General features: G+C 65.5%; 16 protein-coding genes and 1 tRNA gene. 5 read left to right on the top strand and 12 right to left on the bottom strand.

Annotation, left to right across the window (positions count from 1 at the left end; all coding sequences use genetic code 11):
- Nucleotides 1-14: 14 nt before the first annotated feature.
- The gene (locus tag CR105_RS06740) at nt 15-827 is read right to left on the bottom strand and encodes a transporter substrate-binding domain-containing protein (protein WP_099787665.1); all 813 of its coding nucleotides are present in this window, start codon (nt 825-827) and stop codon (nt 15-17) included.
- Nucleotides 828-865: 38 nt separating this feature from the next.
- Complete coding sequence (locus CR105_RS06735; protein WP_099787664.1) at nt 866-1,291, bottom strand: hypothetical protein; 426 nt, start codon at nt 1,289-1,291, stop codon at nt 866-868.
- Between the two features lie 140 nt (nt 1,292-1,431).
- Between CR105_RS06735 and CR105_RS06730 the strand changes: the two genes are divergently transcribed.
- Both CR105_RS06730 and CR105_RS28240 read left to right on the top strand, forming a co-directional pair.
- Complete coding sequence (locus CR105_RS06730) at nt 1,432-1,644, top strand: DUF3460 family protein (RefSeq protein WP_099787663.1); 213 nt, start codon at nt 1,432-1,434, stop codon at nt 1,642-1,644.
- Nucleotides 1,645-1,718: 74 nt separating this feature from the next.
- A tRNA-OTHER gene (locus CR105_RS28240) sits at nt 1,719-1,807 on the top strand.
- A gap of 42 nt (nt 1,808-1,849) precedes the next feature.
- Here CR105_RS28240 and CR105_RS06725 read toward each other — a convergent pair.
- From CR105_RS06725 to CR105_RS06710, 4 genes are all read right to left on the bottom strand, one after another.
- Entirely contained in the window at nt 1,850-3,031 is a 1,182-nt protein-coding gene (locus CR105_RS06725) for an MFS transporter (RefSeq protein ID WP_180288115.1), read from the bottom strand.
- A gap of 20 nt (nt 3,032-3,051) precedes the next feature.
- Nucleotides 3,052-4,083, bottom strand: a complete 1,032-nt coding sequence (locus CR105_RS06720) for an amidohydrolase family protein (protein WP_099787661.1) — start codon at nt 4,081-4,083, stop codon at nt 3,052-3,054.
- An 80-nt stretch (nt 4,084-4,163) separates the two neighbouring features.
- A complete protein-coding gene (locus CR105_RS06715; RefSeq protein WP_180288114.1) occupies nt 4,164-5,162 on the bottom strand; it encodes a Bug family tripartite tricarboxylate transporter substrate binding protein in 999 nt (332 codons plus the stop codon).
- 70 nt (nt 5,163-5,232) lie between these two features.
- Complete coding sequence (locus CR105_RS06710) at nt 5,233-6,360, bottom strand: porin (protein ID WP_099787659.1); 1,128 nt, start codon at nt 6,358-6,360, stop codon at nt 5,233-5,235.
- Between the two features lie 185 nt (nt 6,361-6,545).
- On the opposite strand from CR105_RS06710, the gene CR105_RS06705 reads away from it, so the two are divergent.
- On the top strand, nt 6,546-7,457 hold the full coding sequence (locus tag CR105_RS06705; RefSeq protein ID WP_099787658.1) for a LysR family transcriptional regulator: 912 nt from the start codon (nt 6,546-6,548) through the stop codon (nt 7,455-7,457).
- A 117-nt stretch (nt 7,458-7,574) separates the two neighbouring features.
- Here CR105_RS06705 and CR105_RS06700 read toward each other — a convergent pair whose 3' ends face one another.
- The 3 genes from CR105_RS06700 to CR105_RS06690 all read right to left on the bottom strand — a co-directional run bounded on the left by CR105_RS06700 (nt 7,575) and on the right by CR105_RS06690 (nt 9,294).
- Nucleotides 7,575-7,862 (bottom strand): DUF378 domain-containing protein, encoded by a 288-nt coding sequence (locus CR105_RS06700; protein WP_099787657.1) that lies wholly within the window; start codon nt 7,860-7,862, stop codon nt 7,575-7,577.
- Nucleotides 7,863-7,945: 83 nt separating this feature from the next.
- Nucleotides 7,946-8,683 (bottom strand): YcbK family protein, encoded by a 738-nt coding sequence (locus CR105_RS06695; protein ID WP_307189610.1) that lies wholly within the window; start codon nt 8,681-8,683, stop codon nt 7,946-7,948.
- Nucleotides 8,684-8,766: 83 nt separating this feature from the next.
- Nucleotides 8,767-9,294: a GNAT family N-acetyltransferase gene (locus CR105_RS06690; protein WP_099787919.1), complete on the bottom strand. Its 528-nt coding sequence runs from the start codon at nt 9,292-9,294 to the stop codon at nt 8,767-8,769.
- Nucleotides 9,295-9,524: 230 nt separating this feature from the next.
- On the opposite strand from CR105_RS06690, the gene CR105_RS06685 reads away from it, so the two are divergent.
- Together CR105_RS06685 and CR105_RS06680 are read left to right on the top strand one after the other, a co-directional pair.
- On the top strand, nt 9,525-10,541 hold the full coding sequence (locus tag CR105_RS06685) for a sulfate ABC transporter substrate-binding protein (protein WP_099787918.1): 1,017 nt from the start codon (nt 9,525-9,527) through the stop codon (nt 10,539-10,541).
- A gap of 236 nt (nt 10,542-10,777) precedes the next feature.
- Nucleotides 10,778-11,686, top strand: a complete 909-nt coding sequence (locus CR105_RS06680; protein WP_099787656.1) for a serine hydrolase — start codon at nt 10,778-10,780, stop codon at nt 11,684-11,686.
- Nucleotides 11,687-11,802: 116 nt separating this feature from the next.
- Here the strand turns inward: CR105_RS06680 and recD are convergent, their stop codons facing one another.
- Genes recD through recC form a run of 3 tightly spaced genes read right to left on the bottom strand, consistent with a single transcriptional unit; the run spans nt 11,803 to nt 20,731 of the window.
- Nucleotides 11,803-13,728 carry an exodeoxyribonuclease V subunit alpha gene (gene recD, locus CR105_RS06675; RefSeq protein WP_099787655.1) on the bottom strand — a complete coding sequence of 642 codons (1,926 nt, stop codon included), beginning with the start codon at nt 13,726-13,728 and terminating at the stop codon, nt 11,803-11,805.
- Nucleotides 13,725-17,339: an exodeoxyribonuclease V subunit beta gene (gene recB / locus CR105_RS06670; protein ID WP_099787654.1), complete on the bottom strand. Its 3,615-nt coding sequence runs from the start codon at nt 17,337-17,339 to the stop codon at nt 13,725-13,727. Before recB ends, recD begins: the two co-directional genes overlap by 4 nt.
- A complete protein-coding gene (gene recC, locus CR105_RS06665; RefSeq protein ID WP_099787653.1) occupies nt 17,336-20,731 on the bottom strand; it encodes an exodeoxyribonuclease V subunit gamma in 3,396 nt (1,131 codons plus the stop codon). Before recC ends, recB begins: the two co-directional genes overlap by 4 nt.
- Nucleotides 20,732-20,779: the final 48 nt, after the last annotated feature.

Genomic DNA, 20,779 nt, shown 5'->3' with positions numbered 1-20,779 from the left:
AGCGGCGCGACGTCTTACGGCGCCGGACGGCTGACATCGGTGCCGAACCACTTCACCGAGATTTTCTTCAGGCTGCCGTCGGCCGCCGCGTCCGCCAGGGCCTTGTTGACCGCCGCCTTGAACTGCGGATTACCTTTTTGAAACGGAATGCCCATGCGCTCGACATTGCCGACGCGCGCGCCGGCCTTGATCGGCAGCTTCGAGTTGCTCAGCAGGTAGGCCACCATCAGGCTGTCGTTGAGCGCGGCATCGATCCGGCCCACCGCCAGGTCCTGCAGATTTTCCGGCGCCGCCGGGTAGCTCCTGACCTCGATGCCGGGCACCGCCTTGGCCTGCTGCTCGAACACGCTGCCCTGCCCCACGCCCAGCTTCTTGCCTTTCAGCGCCGCCAGCGTCGCGTAGATGGCGCGCTCGTCCTTGCGCACGATCAGCTGCGGGCTGGAGTAGGTGTACGGCTCGGAAAAGTCGAAGGCCTCGAGGCGCTTGGGCGTGATGCCGACCTGGCTGACGATGGCGTCGTACTTGCCGGCGCCGAGGCCCGCCAGGATCGCCGCCCACTCGGTGCTGACGAACTCGGGCTTCAGGCCCAGCTTGGCGGCCACCAGGCGCGCGACGTCGACGTCGTAGCCGGCCAGCTCGCCCGTCTTCGGATCCTTGAAGTTGAACGGCGGATAAGTGCCTTCCATGGCGATGCGCAAGGTGCCGCGCGCCTTGGCGGTGGTCAGCAGGTCGGCAGCGGCGGCCGGCAACGCGAGGCCGGCGACAAGCGCCAGCGCCGCCAGTTTCAGGGCGTGGCGGCGGAAATGGTTGGTGGCGTGCAGGCGCATGACGTGGTCCGATCGGTCGAAATGGGTAAATGAGGCGGCTATGCCATCTTGCGATTGCGCGAGCCAAACTTGTGGCCGCTCACCAGCGTGGTGCTGGCAACCAGGCTCGAAAGGCCGATGATCAGCTGCACCAGCTTGTCTTCGGGCAGCACCCACAGCTGCCCGGCCGGCTCGGCGGCGCCGGTCGCGGCGATGATCAGCGGCGCCACCCACGCAGCGTCGGGCTCGACGTCGAGCATGATGGCGTCGCCGCTGGTCTGCATGAAGATGTTGCCGCCGACGGCGAGCGCGAAGCAGACGCCGTAGCCGGTCTCTTGCGGGCCAATATTTTCCTGCAAGCTGCGGTTGTGCTCGTCAATCCACAACTCGACATCCTGCGGCGTTTCCAGCGCCGTCCACGGCACCGGGCGAAAGCGCGGCGCCGCCTCGGTGGCAGTCGATTCCTTGAGTAACTCTTGATTCATTGCGTCTTCAAAATAGGCAGCTGACGGCGCGTATCGTACGGCATTTCCTGCGTGCAGTATATCCAAACTGGCGGCGCCGAACTGCCTATGGAGAACTCACCAAGCTGAGAGAGGTCAAACACGGGTCACTGGAGGGAACTATGAGCGCGAAACCTGAGCAGTCCCGTAGCGGCCCCGGCGGCTACGTATCAGAATTTGATCAATTCATTCACGATTACATGGCGCAGCACCCGGAAGTCGAGCAAAGCCAGGCGGAGGGCTGGTACATCTGGTGGGACCACATGGTTGACTTGAATGACCTTGAAACCCGCCACGACAATGACGTTCCGGTAAAACCCTATCACTATGACTAAATTCCATGAAAGAATTAATATTGATTGACGCGAATTTTAATTGCCATTTTGGAATTTTGCGGTAGTATTCATTTGCGAGGTTCGCTTATTGGTAAAGCCCAGTCCGAGTTCGGTTTTATGCCTAAAGACTGATAACCAGGTTCGATCCCTGGACCCCGCACCAGATAACAGTGCCCGCCTTGCGCGGGCACTTTCAATTGGGCCATCAGGGCTCATACGGATCGGACAAGTAACGCCGGATCACGAACGCGGCGGCAATCAACAGAACGGCCAGCAGCAGAAACACTGCGTTGACGGAATAGCGCATCACCAAGATGCCGCCCACGACCGGTCCGATGGCGGCGCCGGAGAAGCGGAAGAAATTGTAGAGGCCGACGGCGCTACCCTTCTGCTGCTGGAACAGGTTGACCAGAATGGTCGATTGCATCGGCGTGCTGCAGCCAAGCAGCAATCCGTAGCAGGCAAGCAGCAGCACCAGCAGCGCAATATTCATCAGCTGCCAGTGCAGCGCCATCCAGAACAGCGCCACGGTGACGCCCATGCCGAATGAAGCGGCGTTGAGGATGCGGGCGCGCGGCCAATGTTTCTGCCAGCGCGCACCCAGGCGCACGCCAAGCAGCAGGCCCAAGGTCAGCGGAACGAAGAAGAAGCCATACACCTTCTCCGGCAGTGCCAGCATCTTGTGTAGCAGCACCGGCAAGAACACGAGAAACACGTAGTAGCCGTAAAACTGGCTGAAGCCGATCACCAGGATGGAAACCGCCGAGCGGTTGCGCAGCACGCTGCCGAACATCTTCAGGCTGATCGGCGCCGGCACCGTATCGGCGGGCAAAGTCTCCTTCAGGCGCGCCCAGTTATATAGCAGCACGCCCGTCGCGGCGACGGCGAGCACGGCAAAGATCCATTGCCACGGGAAGAAATAGGCGATCGCGCCGCCCAGCACCGGGCCGACCACGGGACCCATGAAGCTGACGGTCTGGTACGTGCTCATCGCTTTGGCGCGCTCTTCCGGCGCAAAAATGTCGCCAATCACGGTTGGCGCGATCAGCACCGCGGCGCTGATGCCGGCGGCCTGCAGCGCCCGCCCGGCCAGGAACAGGCCGTAGCTATCGGCCGCCATGCAGAGCAGGCAGCCGCCGATATAGATGATCAGCCCGGGCAGCAAGATCGCGCGCCGGCCCCAACGGTCGGCAATCGGGCCAATGACAAAATTGCTGACCGCCAGGATCGCCGTGAACAGCGAGATGGTCAGGTTGATCAGCAAGGTGTTGACGTGGAAGTACTGCTCCAGCTGACCGAGCGCGGGCGTGTAGACCGTCTGCGTAAATGGCCCCAGGAATGCGCCCGCCGCAACGCCGGCGAGCGTACTGGTGCGATTCACTGTCATGGCAGCGACCCGCGCCACTGTCATTTCAGGCGGAACGCTGTCTCGGCATTGGTCTGGAAGAAGCGCTTCTTGTCATCCATGCTGATGCTCATGCCGTCGAGGCGGGAAATTTCGTCGACGGTATGCTGATATGGATAGTCGGCCGCGTACATGACGCGGTCGACGCCCATCATTTCCTGCGTGAACTTGATCGCGGGCTCATGCGCCATGCCGCTGGTGGTGATGTAAAAGTTCTCGCGCAGGTAGTCGCTTGGCTTTTTCTTGAGCGGCTTCATCGATTCATAACGTTGGGAGCGGACGGTCGCCGCATGCATGTAGTCAAGCCGGTATGCCCAGAAGGGCAAGGCTTCGCCCATGTGGCCGAGCACCATCTGCAGTTTCGGGAAGCGGTCGAACACGCCGGCGGTGATGATGCGCAATGCGTGCATGCCGGTCTCGACGCCGAAGCCGAAGATGGCGCCATCGAGGCCGCACTCGAAGAACGGCTGGATCATGTTGGCCGGCGGGGTGTTCGGGTGCAGGTAGATCGGCGTGTCGTGCGCCTCGGCCGCCTCGAAAATTTCCCAGAACTTCGGGTCGGACAAGTATTCGCCGTGCGTGTGGGAATTAATGATCACACCGGTCAGGCCCAGCTGCGTGATGCCGCGCTCGATCTCCTTGGCCGCCTCGGCCGGATTTTGCGGCGCCACCGCGACCATGCCGGAAAAACGTGTCGGGTGCTTGCGTACCGCCGCCGACAACTCGTCGTTGGCGGTGCGGGCGAACGAGACTGCGGTGGCGGCGTCCATGATCTGCACGCCGGGCGCGGTCAGGGCGATGACGGCGCGGTCGATTCCGGACTCGTCCATGTGTTGCAGGCGGCGCTGGTCCAGGTCCTGCAGCCCCTCCATGATGAAGCGGGCACGCTCGCTCTGGCTGCTGATGTAGAAGCCCATCAGGCTGGCGAAGCCCGGATCGGGATTGGGGCCGGCAAGAATCTCGCGGTAAATGCGCAGCATGTCGGTCGGCGCGAACGCCTCTTCCGTGGCGATGTGGGCGTAGTTTGGGGTCATGATGGATTCCTTTGTAGTGATAATGCGGGACGAAACCGCCTGCGGTGGCAAGAGGCGGCGGCGTCCGTATTTCTGTAAGCTTACTCGGCCACGATCTGCGCGTTCTTGACCACTGTGACCCACTTCAGGTACTCGGCGTTCGCCACCCGCATCAGGTCGTCCGGGGTGCCCGGCATCAAGCTCAGGCCTTGCTTGGCGAGCGCCTCTTTTACTTCAGCACTGGCGAGCGCCTCGCGAATGGCCGCGTTGTAGGAGGCAACCAGCGCCGGCGACATGGCTTTCGGGCCCCACACGCCGACCCATGCGTCTTCGTCATAGCCGGCCACGCCGCCTTCCTGCAGCGGAACAACATCCTTGTACAGCGGCTCGCGCTGCGCACGGGTCGAGCCGATGATCTTCAGCTTGCCATCGGCACGCAGCGGAACGGCCAGGTGCAAGGGCATGACCATCATCTGCACGTGGCCGCCGAGAACGTCCGAAATGGCGCCGGCCGATCCCTTGTAGGGGATGTGCTTGATGGTCACGCCGGTGGTATGGATGAATTTTTCCATTGCCAGGTGATGCAGCGTACCGTTGCCTGGCGAGGCGTAGGTGCCGACGGTCGGATTGGCCTTCAGGTAGGCGATCAGTTCCTTCGGATTCGATGCCGGCACCGACGGATGCACGACCAGGGCGAAATTGTTGGTGCCGACCATGCCCAGCGGCTGGAAACTTTTCAGGACGTCGAACGGCACGGTCTTGTAGAACAGCGGCAAGGTCAGCGACGTATTGGTCGACACCATGATGGTCTGGCCGTTTGGCGCCGCCTTGGCCGTCGCGTCCATGCCGATGATGCCCGACGCACCAGGCTTGTTTTCGGTGATCACGCTCTGGCCCATGCGCCTGGCGATCACCGGGCCGATCACGCGCGACACGCTGTCGAGCGTGGTGCCAGGGGTAAACGGCACGATGATGCGAATCGGACCGTTCACGGTCTGGGCCTGGACGGCGCCTGCCAGCGTGGCCGCGCCGAGGGCGAGCGCGGAAACGGTCAGCAGAACCCGTCGGCGATCCTGTTGCATCGATGATTTCTTGTTCATTGCGTGTCTCCAGATTAGGGCGCCGCCAGGTGGCGACGGCGCCGGTTGCATCAATTGATCAAGCGGGCGGTCAGAACGAATGGCGCAAGCCGACCATCATGGCGGTCTGGCTCAGGCCCGGTCCGACGGTGCCGCCGGCCGACACCGAGATGGCCGCCGTGCCTTCATTTTTCATCCGGCCGAGCGACACATAGGTCGCCGTGCGGCGCGAAAAACTGTACGTGGCGCGCACCACTGCAATCGATGAGTCGTTGCCCGAGTTCTTGACGTCGAGCTTGGCAACCTGCGCGTCCACCACGACGTTTGCAGCCACGGGATAGCTGGCGCCGATCTGCATCAGGCGCGTTGCGGTATCGAGCAGTGCGTCGGTGTCGCGCTCGATGACGCCGCCGCCGATCCGCAGCTTGTCGACCATCACGTAGCCATTCACGCCGATGCGGCGATCGTCGTAATCGCTGCGGTTCAGGCCGAATCCGGCATTGGGCCCGCCGTTGAGCACATCGTAGGACACGGCCATGCCGTATTTCGGCGTGTCGTAACCGAGCATCGCCGTCACCTGGCGGCAGGCTTGCTTGTCGGCGGCAAGTTCGCCGCCGCAGGCGGTCGAACCCGGGCCGGCCACAACGGTGGTGGCGTCGCGGCCGGTGCTGTAGGTGGCGCCGACGGTCACGTTGGCAAACTTGCCGAGGTAACCGACCGTATTGTCGCTGCGCGCATTCGGCAGGTAACCGTCGAGGTTGGGATAGCTGTGGATGCTCGGGCCGAGGACGTTCGAGCGCAGGTTGGCAATATAGGTCATGTTGATCATGCGGCCCAGCATCAGGGTGCCGAAATCGCCCTGCAGGCCCACCCATGCGGACCGGCCGAACAGGCGCCCGCCGTTTTGCAGCTGGCCGCCGTCGACCGAGTAACCCATTTCGAGGTTGTAGACGGCACGCAAACCGTTGCCGAGGGCTTCCGATCCGCGAAAGCCTATGTTCGATGGAAACGAACCGGCCAGGGTCGGCATCCGCACCAGTGACTTGCCGGCGGCGTTTGTATTGGTCAAATACTCGATGCCGCTGTCGGCCAGGCCATAGATGGTGACATTGCTGGCGGCCGGAGCCGCCGGCCAGCGGTCAGGCGGCATTTGCGCCATGGCGGAGTTGGCAAAACATGCGAGCGAGATTGCCGCCGTGCGACTTAAGATTTTTTTCATTGTTGTCCCCTGGGTACCGCTGTTTTTATCGATTTGTTAGTGTCGCTGCCAAGCTGGGGCGTCGAGATACTCATCTGATTCCTGCAACGCAATCTTGGTGGGCACATCATTGCCGAACCCAGCGCGAGCGTCCAATACCCTTTTCGGGTCAACGCTATACCGATTCGGTATGGCATAATCGGCAAATGGATCTAAAGCAATTGCGGTACTTTCTCGCGCTCGCGCAAGAAGGCAGTTTCAGCCGGGCGTCCGAGCAGCTGCACATGGCGCAGCCTCCGCTGACGCGGCAGATACATGGCCTGGAAGAGGAACTGGGGACGACGCTGTTCGTACGCACGCCGCGCGGGGTCGAGCTGACCGGCGCCGGCGAGGTGATGTTGCAGGAGGTACCGAATATCCTGGCGATGGTGAAGGCGGCCAAGGAGAAAACCCAGTACGCCGGCAAAGGCTATCTCGGGCGCCTCGACGTCGGTATCTTTGGATCGGGCATTTTGCGATTGATTCCACAATTGCTGGAGCAGTTCCACCGCGAGCGGCCGCTGGTCAAGCTTGCCCTGTACAACCTGACCAAAACGGAGCAGATCCAGGCGCTGCGGGACCGCCGCATCATGCTCGGCTTTAACCGCCTGGTGCCCAACGAGCCAGACATTGCTGTCGAGGTCATCGGCCGCGAGCTGCTCCACGTCGCGCTGTACGAAGGCCATCCGCTGTGCGGCAAGGCCGCGATCACATTGCGCGACCTGGAAGACGAACCGATGATTCTGTACCCTACCACGCCGCTGCGTGGCCTGGCGCTGGAGGTGATGAGCGCCTTTCGCAACGACGGCCTGCGACTGGTGGTCGGCCAGGAAGTTGAGGACGTGCTGACTGGCATCGCGCTGGTATCGGCGCGCTTTGGCCTGTGCATTACCACCGAATCGGCCACCAGCCTGCGCCTGCCGGGCGTGGTTTACCGGCCGCTCGACTCGCAATGGCTGCGCGATGTCGAACTGTGCGTGCTGTACCGGCAAAACGACCAGTCACCGATCCTGCACGCCTTCCTCGACATCATGCGCAAGTCGATGCTGGCGTCCGACAGCGGCGGCCCGCGGGCCTGAGCGAACGTAGCTGCGGGGCGCCAAGGCGCAGGAATGACTTGCCCAGCCAGACCTGCGCGAAGCCGGAGAAGCGGATTGCTGGTGCGGCGCACCTCCGCACCAGTCGATTACCGACGTTCAGTGTCGCGACGCCGCCGCCATCTTGCTGATAAGGTAGATCGCATACAGAGCGGCCAGGCCAACTACCACGTAGATAAATCGCGTCACCGGCGTCTGGACGCCGAACAGCGTTGCCACAACGTCGATGCTGAACAGGCCCACCATCGCCCAGTTCAGACCGCCGATGATCAGCAGTGCCATTGCAACGTAGTCGAGCGCCGACATCTTGGCTCCGTGATGCGTGCCGTCTGACGTGCGGCGCTCAGGGATGTGGCGGCGGTCGTTCGGAATATTCATAGTTGCCATTACTATCCTCCTAGTATCAGTTTGACGCCCGATTTGAGAAGGGCACTGACTTGGACAACGCGATAGCGGGCAAAGTTTGGTAACTAGCCTTTCCAGGTGCGTTTGAGGCCCGTATCGGCATGAATCCAGCCGCCACGCAGGCCGTTGCGGTAGTAGTAGCCCACCCCGCCCTGCCGGAAACTGCGCACCAGCCCGCCCAGCACCTCGGCGTTCAGGTTGGCGATGCGGATGTCGGCCGCCTTGCCTTCGATGTGCAGCGACTGGCGCGCCGCCGGCACGCCCTGCTCGATCAGCTTGCCGTTCGACTTGGCGGTGCGGTAGCCCGACAGGATTTCGAGCGGCTGCTCCATGCCGTAACGCGCCAGGAACGCCTGGGTGCCCCACAGCGTTTCGAACAGCTTCGGGTCGATCGGCGCGGTTTCCTTGCCGACGACGTCGCGCATGATGTGGCACAGTTCCTGGTAGGCCGAATCGATGACTTCGCCGTCGCGCCAGTACAGCACCCGCGCCTTTTCGCCGGACTGCGGGCGAAATACCGACAGCGTGCGCGGCTTGAGCCAGAAGTCCATGTCCAGCGCCTGGGCGTCGAAGATATCCGGCGGCGGCGCCATCTCGGCATTGCCGGCCGACTGCACCAGCGCTCGCGCCGGCGCCGGCGCCGGCGCCGTGCGACTGGCGGTGCGCACGGCGGGAGCGGGCCTGGCCGTGGAAGCAGGCGGCGGCGGGCCGGCCGCCGCGGCGCAGCCGATCAGCGGCACCGTCAGCGCGCCGAGCGTGGACAGGCATAAACCGTGTTGGAGGAATTCTCTGCGCGAAGCCATATGGTACCCATCAATTGGAGGCGCACACTATAACGCACGCGCTGCGCGCACGACAACGGATTCGGGTGGGAATGCGGGAGGTTTTACTTGACGCCGCAATTGCAGAAGCGTTTGGCGGCGCCGCCGCCGGCATCCGGCCTGGCGTCGAGCTGCTTCCAGAAGAAATCGGAGTCGATGCCGAAGCAGGTTTTTTCCTTGCCGGCGAAGGTGTAGCCGTTGCGGGCGTAGAAGTCGCGCCCGGCGCTGGTGCTGTGCAGCTTGACGACGCCAATGCCCCAGTCGCGTGCCTTCGCTTCGACGCCGTCCAGCAGCGCCTTGCCGACGCCGCCATGCTGCGCTTCCGGCAACACATAGCACAGCGACAGCTTGCCGGCCTGGGTCAGTAGCGCGACACCGACAACTTCGCCGTCGCGTTCGGCCACCAGCGTGTAGTTCATCGGCGAGCTCAGCCAGCCGGCCACATTCTGCGGCGTCTTGTTGCCCAGCCATGCAGCGAGCTTCTCGCGGTTGTTCTGGTGATCCTCTACGCAACATTCCTCGATAGAACGGCGCAGCACGCTGCAAGCGGCAACGGCGTCTTCTGGTGCTGCCGAGCGAATCTGAATACCCATGGTGGTGAACATTAAAGCAATGATTAAAAGAATAAGGTATTGCTACCCTTCAAGATACATATAAAAGACTATACACCGAAGCGCCGCCGCTCGCCTGTTGGGTCCGCATGCCGTCGCGCCATTGCTGCATCGCTACAACGTTGCCGTCTAAGCATATGACGAAACTGTACTTCCATTACCACCATCAATTGTCGGACTATGCGGTACTGTCCACACACTGCGAGAACAAGATGACCAAACCACCGCTGCTGCCGTCACGCCGCCTCATTGTCGCCCTGCTGATGGGCGCGCTGACCCTGCCGCTGGCCGCGCGCGCCGCCGACGCCGAGCTGCTCAACGTGTCGTACGACGTTGCGCGCGAACTGTACAAGGACATCAATCCGGTGTTCGCCGCCGACTGGAAGAAAAAGACCGGCGAAACCATCATCATCAAGCAGTCGCACGGCGGCTCGAGCAAGCAGGCGCGCTCGGTGGCCGACGGCCTCGAGGCGTCCGTCGTGACGATGAACCAGGCCAACGATATCGACATGCTGGCCGACCGCGGCCTGGTGACGCAGGACTGGGCCAAGAAATTCCCCAACAATGCGGCGCCATATTACTCGACCATGGTGTTTCTGGTCCGTAAAGGTAACCCGAAGCAAATCAAGAACTGGGACGACCTGGCCAAGCCGGGCGTCAAGGTCGTCATTCCAAATCCTAAAACGGCCGGCAACGGCCGCTACACCTACCTCGCCGCGTGGGGCTCGGTGCTGAAAAAAGGCGGCAACGAAGCGCAGGCGCGCGAGCTCGTCACGCGCATCTTCAAGAACGTGCCGGTGCTCGACGCCGGCGGGCGCGCCGCCACCACCACCTTCACCCAGCGTGAAATCGGCGATGCGCTAGTGACGTTCGAGAACGAAGTGCAGATGGTGCGCAGCGAATTTGGCGACAATTTCGAGGTGGTGTATCCGCCTAACTCGATCCTGGCCGAGTCGCCCGTCGCCGTCATCGACAAGGTCGTCGACAAGCGCGGGGTGCGCAAGCAGGCCACCGCTTACCTAAACTTCCTGTATTCGGAAGCAGGACAGGAAATTGGCGCCAAACACTTCCTGCGGGTCCGCTCGCCGGCGGTGGCCAAGAAGTTTGCAGCCAACTACAAGCCGATCACGCTGTTTACCGTCGACGAGCTGTTCGGCGGCTGGAAACAGGCGCAGAAGAAGCACTTCGACGACGGCGGCGAATTCGATAAAATTTACCAACCGAAATAACTCCAGCGTGTTCGGGTTGTCAATTTAAAAAGGCTCTGCGGCAACGCAGGGCCTTTTTTCATCATTGTTATAAGATGAGACTGCTTTATGCTTGTGCGCCATAGACATACCCCAGGGTTGGTGATATCTTCGAGACTGAGTAATGTTGCTTCACAGCCAGATTGTTTTCATCTCGCGCAGCGCCCTCGCCCCTGGCGCCCGATCTTGAACTGCCGCATTCACGAAAACACACCCACATGAAAACACTGTTCGCCGCCGTCCTGTTAACTTTTTCAGCCGCCGCCGCCGTCGCCGGTCCTTATGGATCCCAATCGGTGCTGGTCGTCGAAGACGACACCGGCAAGGTCCTGATCGAAAAGAACGCCAACACGATCGTGCCGATCGCGTCCCTGACCAAGCTGATGACCGCGATGGTCGTGATCGACGCCAAGCAGGACATGAGCGCGCCGATCTACATCGAGCAAGGCGACGTCGACATGCTCAAGCACAGCACCTCGCGCGTGCCGGTCGGCGCCGCCATCTCGCGCCAGGACGTGCTGCAGCTGGCACTGATGTCGTCGGATAACCGCGCCGCCCACTCGCTGGGGCGCACCTACCCGGGCGGCACGGCTGCGTTCAAGGCCGCCGTCAACGCCAAGATCGCCGCGCTCGGCATGACGCAGACAAAAATCGAAGAGCCGACCGGCCTGTCGCCGAACAACAAATCGACCGCGGCGGACATGATCAAGATGGCGGTCGCCGCGTCGGCCTATCCGGAGATCGCGCGCATCACCACCGACTCGAAGGACATCATCAACATCAACGGCCGCGGCGTCGAGTACCGCAACACCAACCGCCTGGTCGGCGCCAAGGGCTGGGACATCGGCCTGTCGAAGACCGGCTACACCGAGGAAGCGGGCCGCTGCCTGATCATGCGCATCAAGGCAGCCGGCAAGAACGCCACGCTGGTGCTGCTCAACGCCAAGGCATCGTCGGTGCGGGTGGTCGACGCGCTGTCGATCCGCCGCTTCATGACCGGCGACGCGGCGCCGGTGCTGGCGCGCGCCCAGCCGCGTGCCCATCCGCGCGCCGAAGCGCGCATCATGAAGGCCTCGATGCGCGCGCGCGTCGCCAAGAACGTCAAGGCGCGCCACCGCCGCGCGTAATTACACGGCGCGTCGCAAGAAAGCCACCGACACCGGTGGCTTTTTCATTACCGCTATCGTACGTCGTCCCTGCCATTGGCAGGACCGACTCCTCGCGAACGCGGGGACGACGGAACTTACGCGCCGAGCATGTCCCGCAGCCCGCTGGCCCGGCGCGTGCGCCGGCCGATTGCCTCTGCCAGCACCGCGCTGGCCGGCGTCACCAGCGTGAACACTTTGCTGGCGCGCGTGATCCCGGTGTACACGAGCTCCCGCGCCAGCATCGAGCCGCCCGACTTGGGCAGCACCAGAGCGGTGTGCGCGAACTCGGAGCCCTGCGATTTGTGCACCGTCATCGCATATGCCGTCTCGACGTGGCGCAGGCGCGTGGCCAGCACGCTGCGCACCTCTTCGCCTTCGAGGAAATAGACCCGCAGCGAATCGGGCCGCGCCGGGTCGGCCATCGTCAGCCCGATGTCGCCATTGAACACGCGCGTGCCGTAGTCGTTTCGCGTCACCATCACCGGCCGTCCGACGTACCACTCGCCGCGGCGCCGGATCAGGCGCGCCGCTTCGAGCTTCTGTTCGATCGCCGCGTTCAGTCCCGTCACGCCCCACTCGCCGTCGCGCACCGCGCACAGCAGCCGGAACGCCTCGAAGCTTTGCAGCACCGCCTTCGCCCAGCCGTCGTCGCCGGCGTCGCCCGACCCGTGCAACAGCGCCAGGTAAGGCCGGTAGCCCTCCTCCGCCAGTTGCAGCACGTGATGCTGCTGCGCGTGTTCGATCCAGCGCACCGCATCGTCGCCGCCGCGCAGCACCGCTTCGGCGCGCGCCACTTCGCCGGCGTTGACGGCCAGTGCCAACTGGCCGATCGGGCCGCCGAAGCGGCGGCTGTGGCGCAGCATCACCGTTTGCTGCGCCAGCGATCCGGCGGCGCCGGCAAAGTCGGCGGGAATGGCCTCGCCGCTGGCCTCCAGCGCGTACGCCATCGTGGCGGCGTCGTAGCCGCCGGCCTGCGCGTTCTGGCACAGGTCGCCCAGCACCGCGCCCGCCTCCACCGATGCCAGCTGGTCCTTGTCGCCCAACAGCACCAGCATGGCGCCGGCCGGCAGCGCATCGAGCAGCGACGCCATCATCTCGAGGTGGACCATCGACGCCTCGTCGACGATCAGCACATCGACGTCGAGCGGGTTGCCCTGGTGGTGGGCGAAAGCGCGCGTGTCCGGCCGCGCGCCGAGCAGGCTGTGAAGGGTGCGGGCGGCGCCCATGCGCGCCGCCAGTTCGCGCAGCGGCAGCTCGCCGCCCACCTTGTCGGCCAGTTCGCTCAAGGCCTTGTCGATCGACTGCTTCAGGCGCGCCGCGGCCTTGCCGGTCGGCGCCGCCAGCGCGATGCGCAGGCCGCCGGCGTCGGGCGCCACCGCGAACAGCAGCGCCAGCAGGCGCGCCACCGTGTAGGTCTTGCCGGTGCCCGGGCCGCCGGTGATGATCGCCACCGAGCCGTGCAGCGCGATGGCGCAGGCGATCTTCTGCCAGTCCGGCGTTTCGGCCTTGCGGTGCGAGGCGAACAGGATGTCGAGCTTTTCGCGCACCTTGTCGGTATCGACGGCGCGCACTTCACGCGCCCGCGCGCCGATGCTGCCGGCCACCAGCGTCTCGTCGCGCCAGTAGCGGCGCAGGTAAAGGCGCGCGCCATCGAGCACCAGCGGCTGGTCGAAACTGAGGTCGCCCGCCTGCCATACCTGCTCGGCGCCGGACAGCAGCGCGCTCCAGGCCTTGACGTTTTTCGGCAGTGGCGCGGCGGCCGCGGCCAGCGCCTGCCACTGCTCTTCGCTCCAGCCGGTCAGCGTGCACGGATCGTCGACCAGTTCGTCGAGCATCAGGCAGCTGTGGCCGCGTCCTTCAAGTTCGGACAGCAGCACGCAGGCCAGCATCAGCGCCGGCGTGGCGTGGCCGACCGACCCGATGAAGCGCGCAAAGGCGCCGGACAGCCGGCGCAATTCACCCGCTTCGGTCAGCGCGTCGACCGCTGCCCACAATGCATTCACGTCGGTGTCAGGCTTCATCTTGCGTCATCCAGCAGCCGTTCGAGGCCTTCGAGCAGTTCAAGGTCGGGCTCCAGCAGGTAGCAGCCACGGGTTGTCGGATTGGCGATCCCGCGCAGGAACATGAACAGCGCGCCGCCAAGCTGCAGCGTCGGGTCGTAGCCGTCGCCCAGCCGGCTGCGCAGCAGGCGGTGCAGCGCCAGCATGTAGATCGCGCCCTGGATGTCGTAGCGGTGCGCCGCCATCCCGGCCGCCATCGCGGTGCGGCTGTAGGCGGCGTCGCCGGCGCCGAGCGAATTCGATTTGTAGTCCAGCACCCAGTAGCGCCCTTCATGCTCGAACACCAGGTCGGCAAAGCCCTTCAGCATGCCGTGCAGCTGGCGCTCCGGCAGCACCGGGCGCGCCACGCCGCCGAGCATGCGCTCGGCGCACAGCTGGTCGAGTTGCGCGCTTTTCAGGTGCTGGCTGGGGAACCAGAATTCCATCTCCGGCAGCACGCCGTCCAGTTGCGCCAGTGGCGCATCGAGATGCGGCAGCTTCGTCGTCGCCACTTCGCGCAGCCAGGCAATCGCATCTTCCTTGCGGTTGGCCCAGCCGGCGCGGTCGCAGCGGGCGCCGAGGCGCGCATCGAAATTCGGATCGAGCACGCTGGCAAAACCCTCCTGCCCCATCCACTCGAGCTGCTCGTGCAGGAAGTTACCCGGCACCGATCCGCGCGGGAAGCGGTGCCAGGGGGCGTCGTCGGCCCGTGCGGGCGCCTGCTTCGGTTCTTCTTCCAGCAGCGTTTCCTCCTGCGCGTGCATCGGCGCCTTGCCGGTCTGGCGCGTCAGCGACGTGAAGGAACCGACCGACCAGTTGCGCTCGAAGCTGCCGGCAAACACCGCGGCATCCATCAGCGGCGGGCGCACTTCCTCGCGCGCCAGCAGCGTCACGCCCTCCGGCGCGGCCAGCGGTTTGAGGTCGATCGCGGTGGAATCGCCTTTTAAGGTTTGCCAGTGGCCGCTCATGTCGGCCGCCGCGATCGCCGCCCCGCCACCGAGCAGGTAGCCGAGCGCCGACTCGTGCAGCTTGTTCTCGCCCGCCTTCTTGGCCGCCACCGCCGCCACGCCGAGCCACAGGAAATGGCGCGCGCGCGTCAGCGCCACGTACAGCAGTCGCAGGTCTTCCTCGATGCGCGCGCGGTCGACCGCCTCGAGCGCGGCCTCGGACAGCCCGAGGTCGAGCGTGCGCTTGTCGTCTTCACCGACAAACTCGAAGAAGCTGCGGTTGCGCCGGTCGGTCTTGCGCGCGGTGACGGCGAACGGCAGGTACACCAGCGGGTACTCCAGGCCCTTCGCCTTGTGGACCGTGATTACCTTGACCAGTTCGGCGTCGCTCTCGAGGCGCAGCACACGCTCGTCGCCGCCGTCGCCGATGCCGGCCACCTGCTCGGCAAACCAGCGGATCAGCGCCTGCTCGCCATCGAGCCCGCTGCTGGCCGTCTGCAGCAGTTCAGCCAGGTGCAGCAGGTTGGTCAGCCGGCGTTCGCCGCCGGCCTCGCGCAGCAAGGTCGACGGCAGGTTCAGTTCGTGCACGAAGCGGCGCAGCATCGCCAGCACGCCCTGGCGCTGCCAGACGACGTGCAGCGCTTTCAACTGTTCGACCCGTTCTTCCCACGCCAGTTCGTCCGACGACATGCGCGCGAGGGCGGCCAGCGAGAGCCCGGCCGTGCGCGTGGCGAACGCCGCCCGCGCCAGGCCGCCGTCGAGAGGATTGGCGACCGCGTACAGCCAGCGCAGCACGTCGGCCGCCTCGTCGCTGTCGACCACCGAATCCTTGTCCGACAGGTAGACGCTGAGCACCTTGCGCTGCGCCAGCGCGTGCCGCACCGCCGCCGCCTCGCGCCGGTTGCGCACCAGGATGGCGATGTCGGCCGGGACCAGCCGGGTGAACTTCTCGCCATGGCAAAACCCTGCCTTCGGATCGTTCAGCAGCGAGACGATATGCTCGGCGCAGTGATGGGCGAAGAAGTCGAGGTAGTCGTCGGCGCGCATGTCCTCGCGGTCCGAACTGCACACCGCCAGCGCCTGGAACGGGCCTTCGACGCCGACCAGGTGCTCGTCGCGACCGTTCGCATCAACTTCGTCGAACGGCAGCGGATTGACCTCGCCTTTCTTGAACTTGAACGCGCCCGCCGCGAAACCGTTCTCAGCGTGCAGGAACAGCTGGTTGACCGCCTCCACCACCGCCTTGGTGGAACGGAAGTTGGTGCCCAGCCTGTAATGGCGCCCCGCAGTCGAAGCGCGCGCGGCGAGGTAGCTGTTGATGTCGGCGCCGCGAAAGCCGTAGATCGACTGCTTCGGGTCGCCGATCAGGAACAGGCCGTGCGACGGGTCATTGTCGCCCACCCGGTACAGCAGGTTGAAAATCGCATACTGGTCGGGTGACGTGTCCTGAAATTCGTCGACCATCGCCACCGGATACTGCGCGGCGATGCGCTTTTGCAGCTGCTCGCCGTTGTCGCCCTCCAGTGCGGCCTTCAGCCGGTCCAGCATGTCGGCAAAGCCGAACTGGCGGCTGCGCTTTTTCAGCTCCGCCATGCGCTGCGCGATGCTGGTCGCGGCGTGGCTGTACAGCGCATGCGACAGCGGCGCGATCGCCTTCAGCGCTTCCCACAGTTCGGTAGTGTGCTCGAAGCACTCGGGCGCGGCGACGCTGAAGTCCTTGCTGCATGCATCCGTGATGCCGTCCGGAGTTAGCCGGTGCCACGCGGTGTCGGTCATCGCCGGCAACACCAGCGCCGGATCGTCGGCCCACGCGCGCAGCGCGTCGAACCACTTGACGAGCGAATCGGCGCGCAGCTTGCTGCCGTTGAAGCACTTCGGCACCACCGCGCGCTGGCCGGCGATCCACTGCTCCATCTGGTTGGCGCGATCGGCCCAGCCGGCCTTCAGCCGCGCCAGTTCGGCCAGCTGCGCCCGTTCGACGCGGGCGATCAGGCCAGCCAGCGTCTCGTCCTGCACCGCGCCGAGCAGATGCACGCGGCGCACCAGTTCGCGCACCGATTGCTTCAGCACCCCGACATCCTGCCAGCAGGCCATCAGCGCGGCCAGCGCGCGGCTGTTCAGCGGATAGACGTTCTGGCGCCAGTAGTCGTGCGCCGCGTCTTCGAACAGCGCGTGTTCGTCGCTGACCAGTTCCTCGTCGAACAGGCTGCCGCTGTCGAACGCGTGCTCGCGCAGCATGCGCTGGCACCAGGCGTCGATGGTGAAGATGGCCGCTTCGTCCATCGTCTCGGCGGCCATGATCAGGCGGTGCGCCGCCTGCTGCCGTTCGGCGTGGCCGGGATACGATGCCGCCAGCGCGGCCAGGTAGGGATCCTTGCCCGGCTCCTCCGCGCGGAAGAAGGCGGCCGCCTCCACCAGGCGCTCGCGCACCCGGTTCGACAGTTCGCGCGTGGCGGCGCGGGTGAAAGTCATGACCAGGATTTCGTTCGGCATCAACGCGCGGCCGAAGCCGTTCTCGCCGCCGTGCCCCAGCACCAGGCGCACGTACAGCGCGGCGATGGTCCAGGTCTTGCCGGTGCCGGCACTGGCCTCGATCAGGCGCGAGCCGTGCAGCGGAAAATCGATGGGTTTCAGCAGTTCGCTCATGCCTGCTCCTTGTCGAGCGGGGCGATGACGACGTGCGCATCGAGCCAGTCGGCCAGCGGGCCATACAGCGACTGCGCCGTATGCAGCCACGCGCCGCCAGCAGTGAGGGCGGCAAAGTCGGGCCACAGGCGCGCCAGGCACAGGTCCTGCACTTCGCCGCCGATCTCGAAGCTGCCGTCGTAGGTGGCGCGCGCGTCGCCATTGCGCAGCAAGGCCAGCGCCGTCTTGCAGGCGACCGGCAAGGGCTGGTCGAGGTTCTGGCGCCACAGCGCAACCAGGCCGGCCAGCACCGCGCGCGAGTGGTCCGTATCGAGCGGCGCCATCGTGACGATCGCGTCGCGCGCGACCAGGTAGCCGGTCACCGGATGGCCGGCGGCGGCGGCGGCCAGCTGGCGCAGCCAGGCGCCGATCAGTTTGTCGCCGCGCGCCGCGCCCTTCTTGTCGAGCACCTTCGAGGAGATCTGCATCAGCCACGCGGCGCCGACTTCGCTGGTGCGCAGCTTGTCGATCCAGTCATCGAGCTCGATGCCGCCGAAGCGCAGGCTGATGGGGAGCTTGGGCGCCTGCTCCGGAAAACGCGCGCCCAGGGTCAGCCAGGCGGTGCGCACCGGCACCAGGCCTTCGATCAGCTGCTCTTCCCACTTGCGGCCGATCAGGCCGATCGGCAGCACGCCTTCGCGTCCGAGCCGTTCGGCGCGGGCAGCCAGGCTGGCGCGCACTTCGCTTAGTGCTTCCGGCGCGCCGCCGTCGTCGAGCAGGCTGTCTTCGAGCAGGTAGCGCTCCAGCGCATTGAACGAGAACGGCTCCTCGTCCTGTCCCAGCGCATCGGCGTCGGCGAACCAGACGCCAAGCCGGCGCTGGAAAAAGTAGCGCGCCGGCTGCTTGAGGAACTTGGCCAGTTCAGCAAGCTTCAGGCGGTATTCGCCATCGAGTTCGAACGGCGGCAACGGCGCGTCGTCGCCGGCGGCGGCGGCGGCGTGGGCGGCGCGCCATTCGCCGGCGTAGGTCGGCAAGCCGCCCTGTTCAAAATAGCGGCGGCTGAACGGCTGCAGCGCGTGCTCGGTGGTCATTGCATCGAGGTCGAGCTGCCAGCCGGCCTTCAGGTAGTCGCGCAGCTGCGACACCAGCACCGAGGCCGGCTGCTCGCTGTTGTCGCGCACGTTGCGCCCGACCCAGCTGACGTACAGCTTGTCGCGCGCGGCCAGCAGCGCTTCGAGCATCAGGTAGCGGTCGTCGTCGCGGCGCGAGCGGTCGCCCGGTCGCGCCATGCCGGGCAGCGCGAGCAGGTCGAAATCGGCCTGGCGCGCGCGGCGCGGAAAGTCGCCGTCGTTCATGCCAAGCAGGCACACCACGCGAAACGGCACCGCGCGCATCGGCATCAGGCTGCAGAAGGTCACGCCGCCGGAGACGAACTGGTGATTCAAGGTCGGCTCGTCGAGCGCGCCAAGCCACGCTTCGCGCAGCACCGCCAGCGGCACCGGTTCGGCAAATTCGGCGTTGTCGCACGTCTCGAGCCAGTTCTGCAGCGCTTCGCGCAGTTGCGCCAGCGTGAGGCGGTCGCCCTCTGCCGAACCGTCGAAAAACGCCGCCAGCAGAGCGCGCGCCTGCTCGCCCCATTCGGTCGGGGTGCGCGACTGCGCCAGGCTGGCGCGCCACGCCAGCAGCGTCTCGATCAGCTGCGCCAGCGAGCCGGCCAGCGCGGCATCGAGCCCGCCCACTTCGGCGTACGGCTCGATGCCGGCGAAGCTGGCGCCGGCGCCGCTGGCGTAACCGAGCAGCATGCGCCGCACCCCGAAGATCCAGGCATTCTGCTCGCCGGCCGAACCGAGGCCCAGGCCATCGCGGTGCTGCTGGTCCAGTCCCCAGCGCACGCTGGCGCCCTCGATCCACTGGCCGAGGGTGGCCAGGTCTTCGTCCTCGAGGCCGAAGCGGGCCGCCAGCGCCGGCACGTCGAGCAGGTCGCGCACCTCGCTCTGGCGGCAACGCTGCTGCGGCAGGCGCAGCAGCCACTCGAGCGCCACCAGCAGCGGGTTGACGCTGCGATCCTTGACGTCGCCGATCTCGAACGGGATGAAGCGCGCGTCGCTGCGCTTGTGCTGCTCGAAGACGGCATGGATCGCCGCCGAAAACGTATCGATGTCGGGCACCATCACGACCACGTCGCGCGGGCGCAATGCCGGCGCGCCGTCCGCGTCGCCGGCGGCAAACCACGACAGCAGCTGGTCGTGCAGCACCTCGACTTCGCGCTGCACGCTGTGGGTGACATGAAATTCGATCGAGCGATCGCTTGGATCGGGCGCCAGGCGCGCATGCTCCGCCAGCGGCAGCAGGTCGCGCACCGCGGCCTGCACCTGGCCGAGCAAGGTGTCGCCCTCACCTTCGCTGAACAGGTCGACCCGCATGTTCTCGAAGCGGCCCTCGGCGGCGCTGTCGAATTCGTCGAGCATGCGGACAAAGTCGCGCCCTTGCCGGCCCCAGCTCGCCAGCAGCGGATGGCTGTGCGAGTGCATGTCTTCGATCGGCACGTGCGACAGGTCGATGCCGCCACGCGGCTGCTGGCGCCGGTGGCGCGCCTTGAGCAGCTCGTGCCCTTCGATGATGTCGCCCCAGTAGAACTGGCACGGATTGGGCACCGCCAGCAGCACCTGGCAGTGGCGCGATAGCGCCGCCACCGCCTGCAAGGTCTGGTACGGCAGCGCCGAGATGCCGAACACGACGACGCGGCGCGGCAGCCTGGCCGCAGGCAGCGCGCCGTTCTCGCTGGCGTGTACGAATTCGCTGTGGATGGTGGCGCGCCCGGACTGGCGCAGCTGCGCCGGCAGGCTGTCGTTGACGGCGCGCCAGAGCTGCGCCTGCCACAATTGTTCGACCGGCAGCGGCGCCGCCTCACCGCGCGCGTTGCGCAGCACGTCGCGCCCCGCCGCCCAGTCGTCGAGCCAGTCGGCGCGGTACACCTGGTACTGGTCGAACAGGTCGGACAGGCGTTCGGCCAGCTGCAGCCGGCGTTCCGGGTCGCCGTCGCCGAGAAAGTGGCGCAGCGGCGCGAAGCCGTCGTTTGACAGCAGCGCCGGCAACAGGCGCATCAGGCGCCACGTCAGGGGCGCCTTGTCGAACGGCGAGCGTTTCGGCACCCGCTCGGCGCCGAGCATGCCGCGGTAGGCTTCCCACAGAAAGCGCGCCGGCAGCGCCACGCGGGTGGCGGCGCACACGCCCGTTTCCTCGGCCAGCGCGATCTTCAGCCATTCGGCCACGCCGTTCGACTGCACCAGGATGATCTCCGACTCGAGCGGCGCGAGCGGATGATTGCGCAGCCAGCCGAACAGCGCGGCGCGCAATTGTTCGAGCTGGTTACCGTGCAGGATCAGGAGTCCGGGCGAGACGGGAGATGCCATGGTGTTCCGTTAAATGGCCGAGTCGGCAGCGCCACAGCATACTATTTT

The sequence above is a fragment of the Massilia eurypsychrophila genome (genome assembly GCF_002760655.1).
Taxonomy (GTDB): domain Bacteria; phylum Pseudomonadota; class Gammaproteobacteria; order Burkholderiales; family Burkholderiaceae_D; genus JAFCUW01.
Note: the sequence above shows the minus strand (reverse complement) of the source record. Positions and strands in the feature narration are given on the sequence as shown.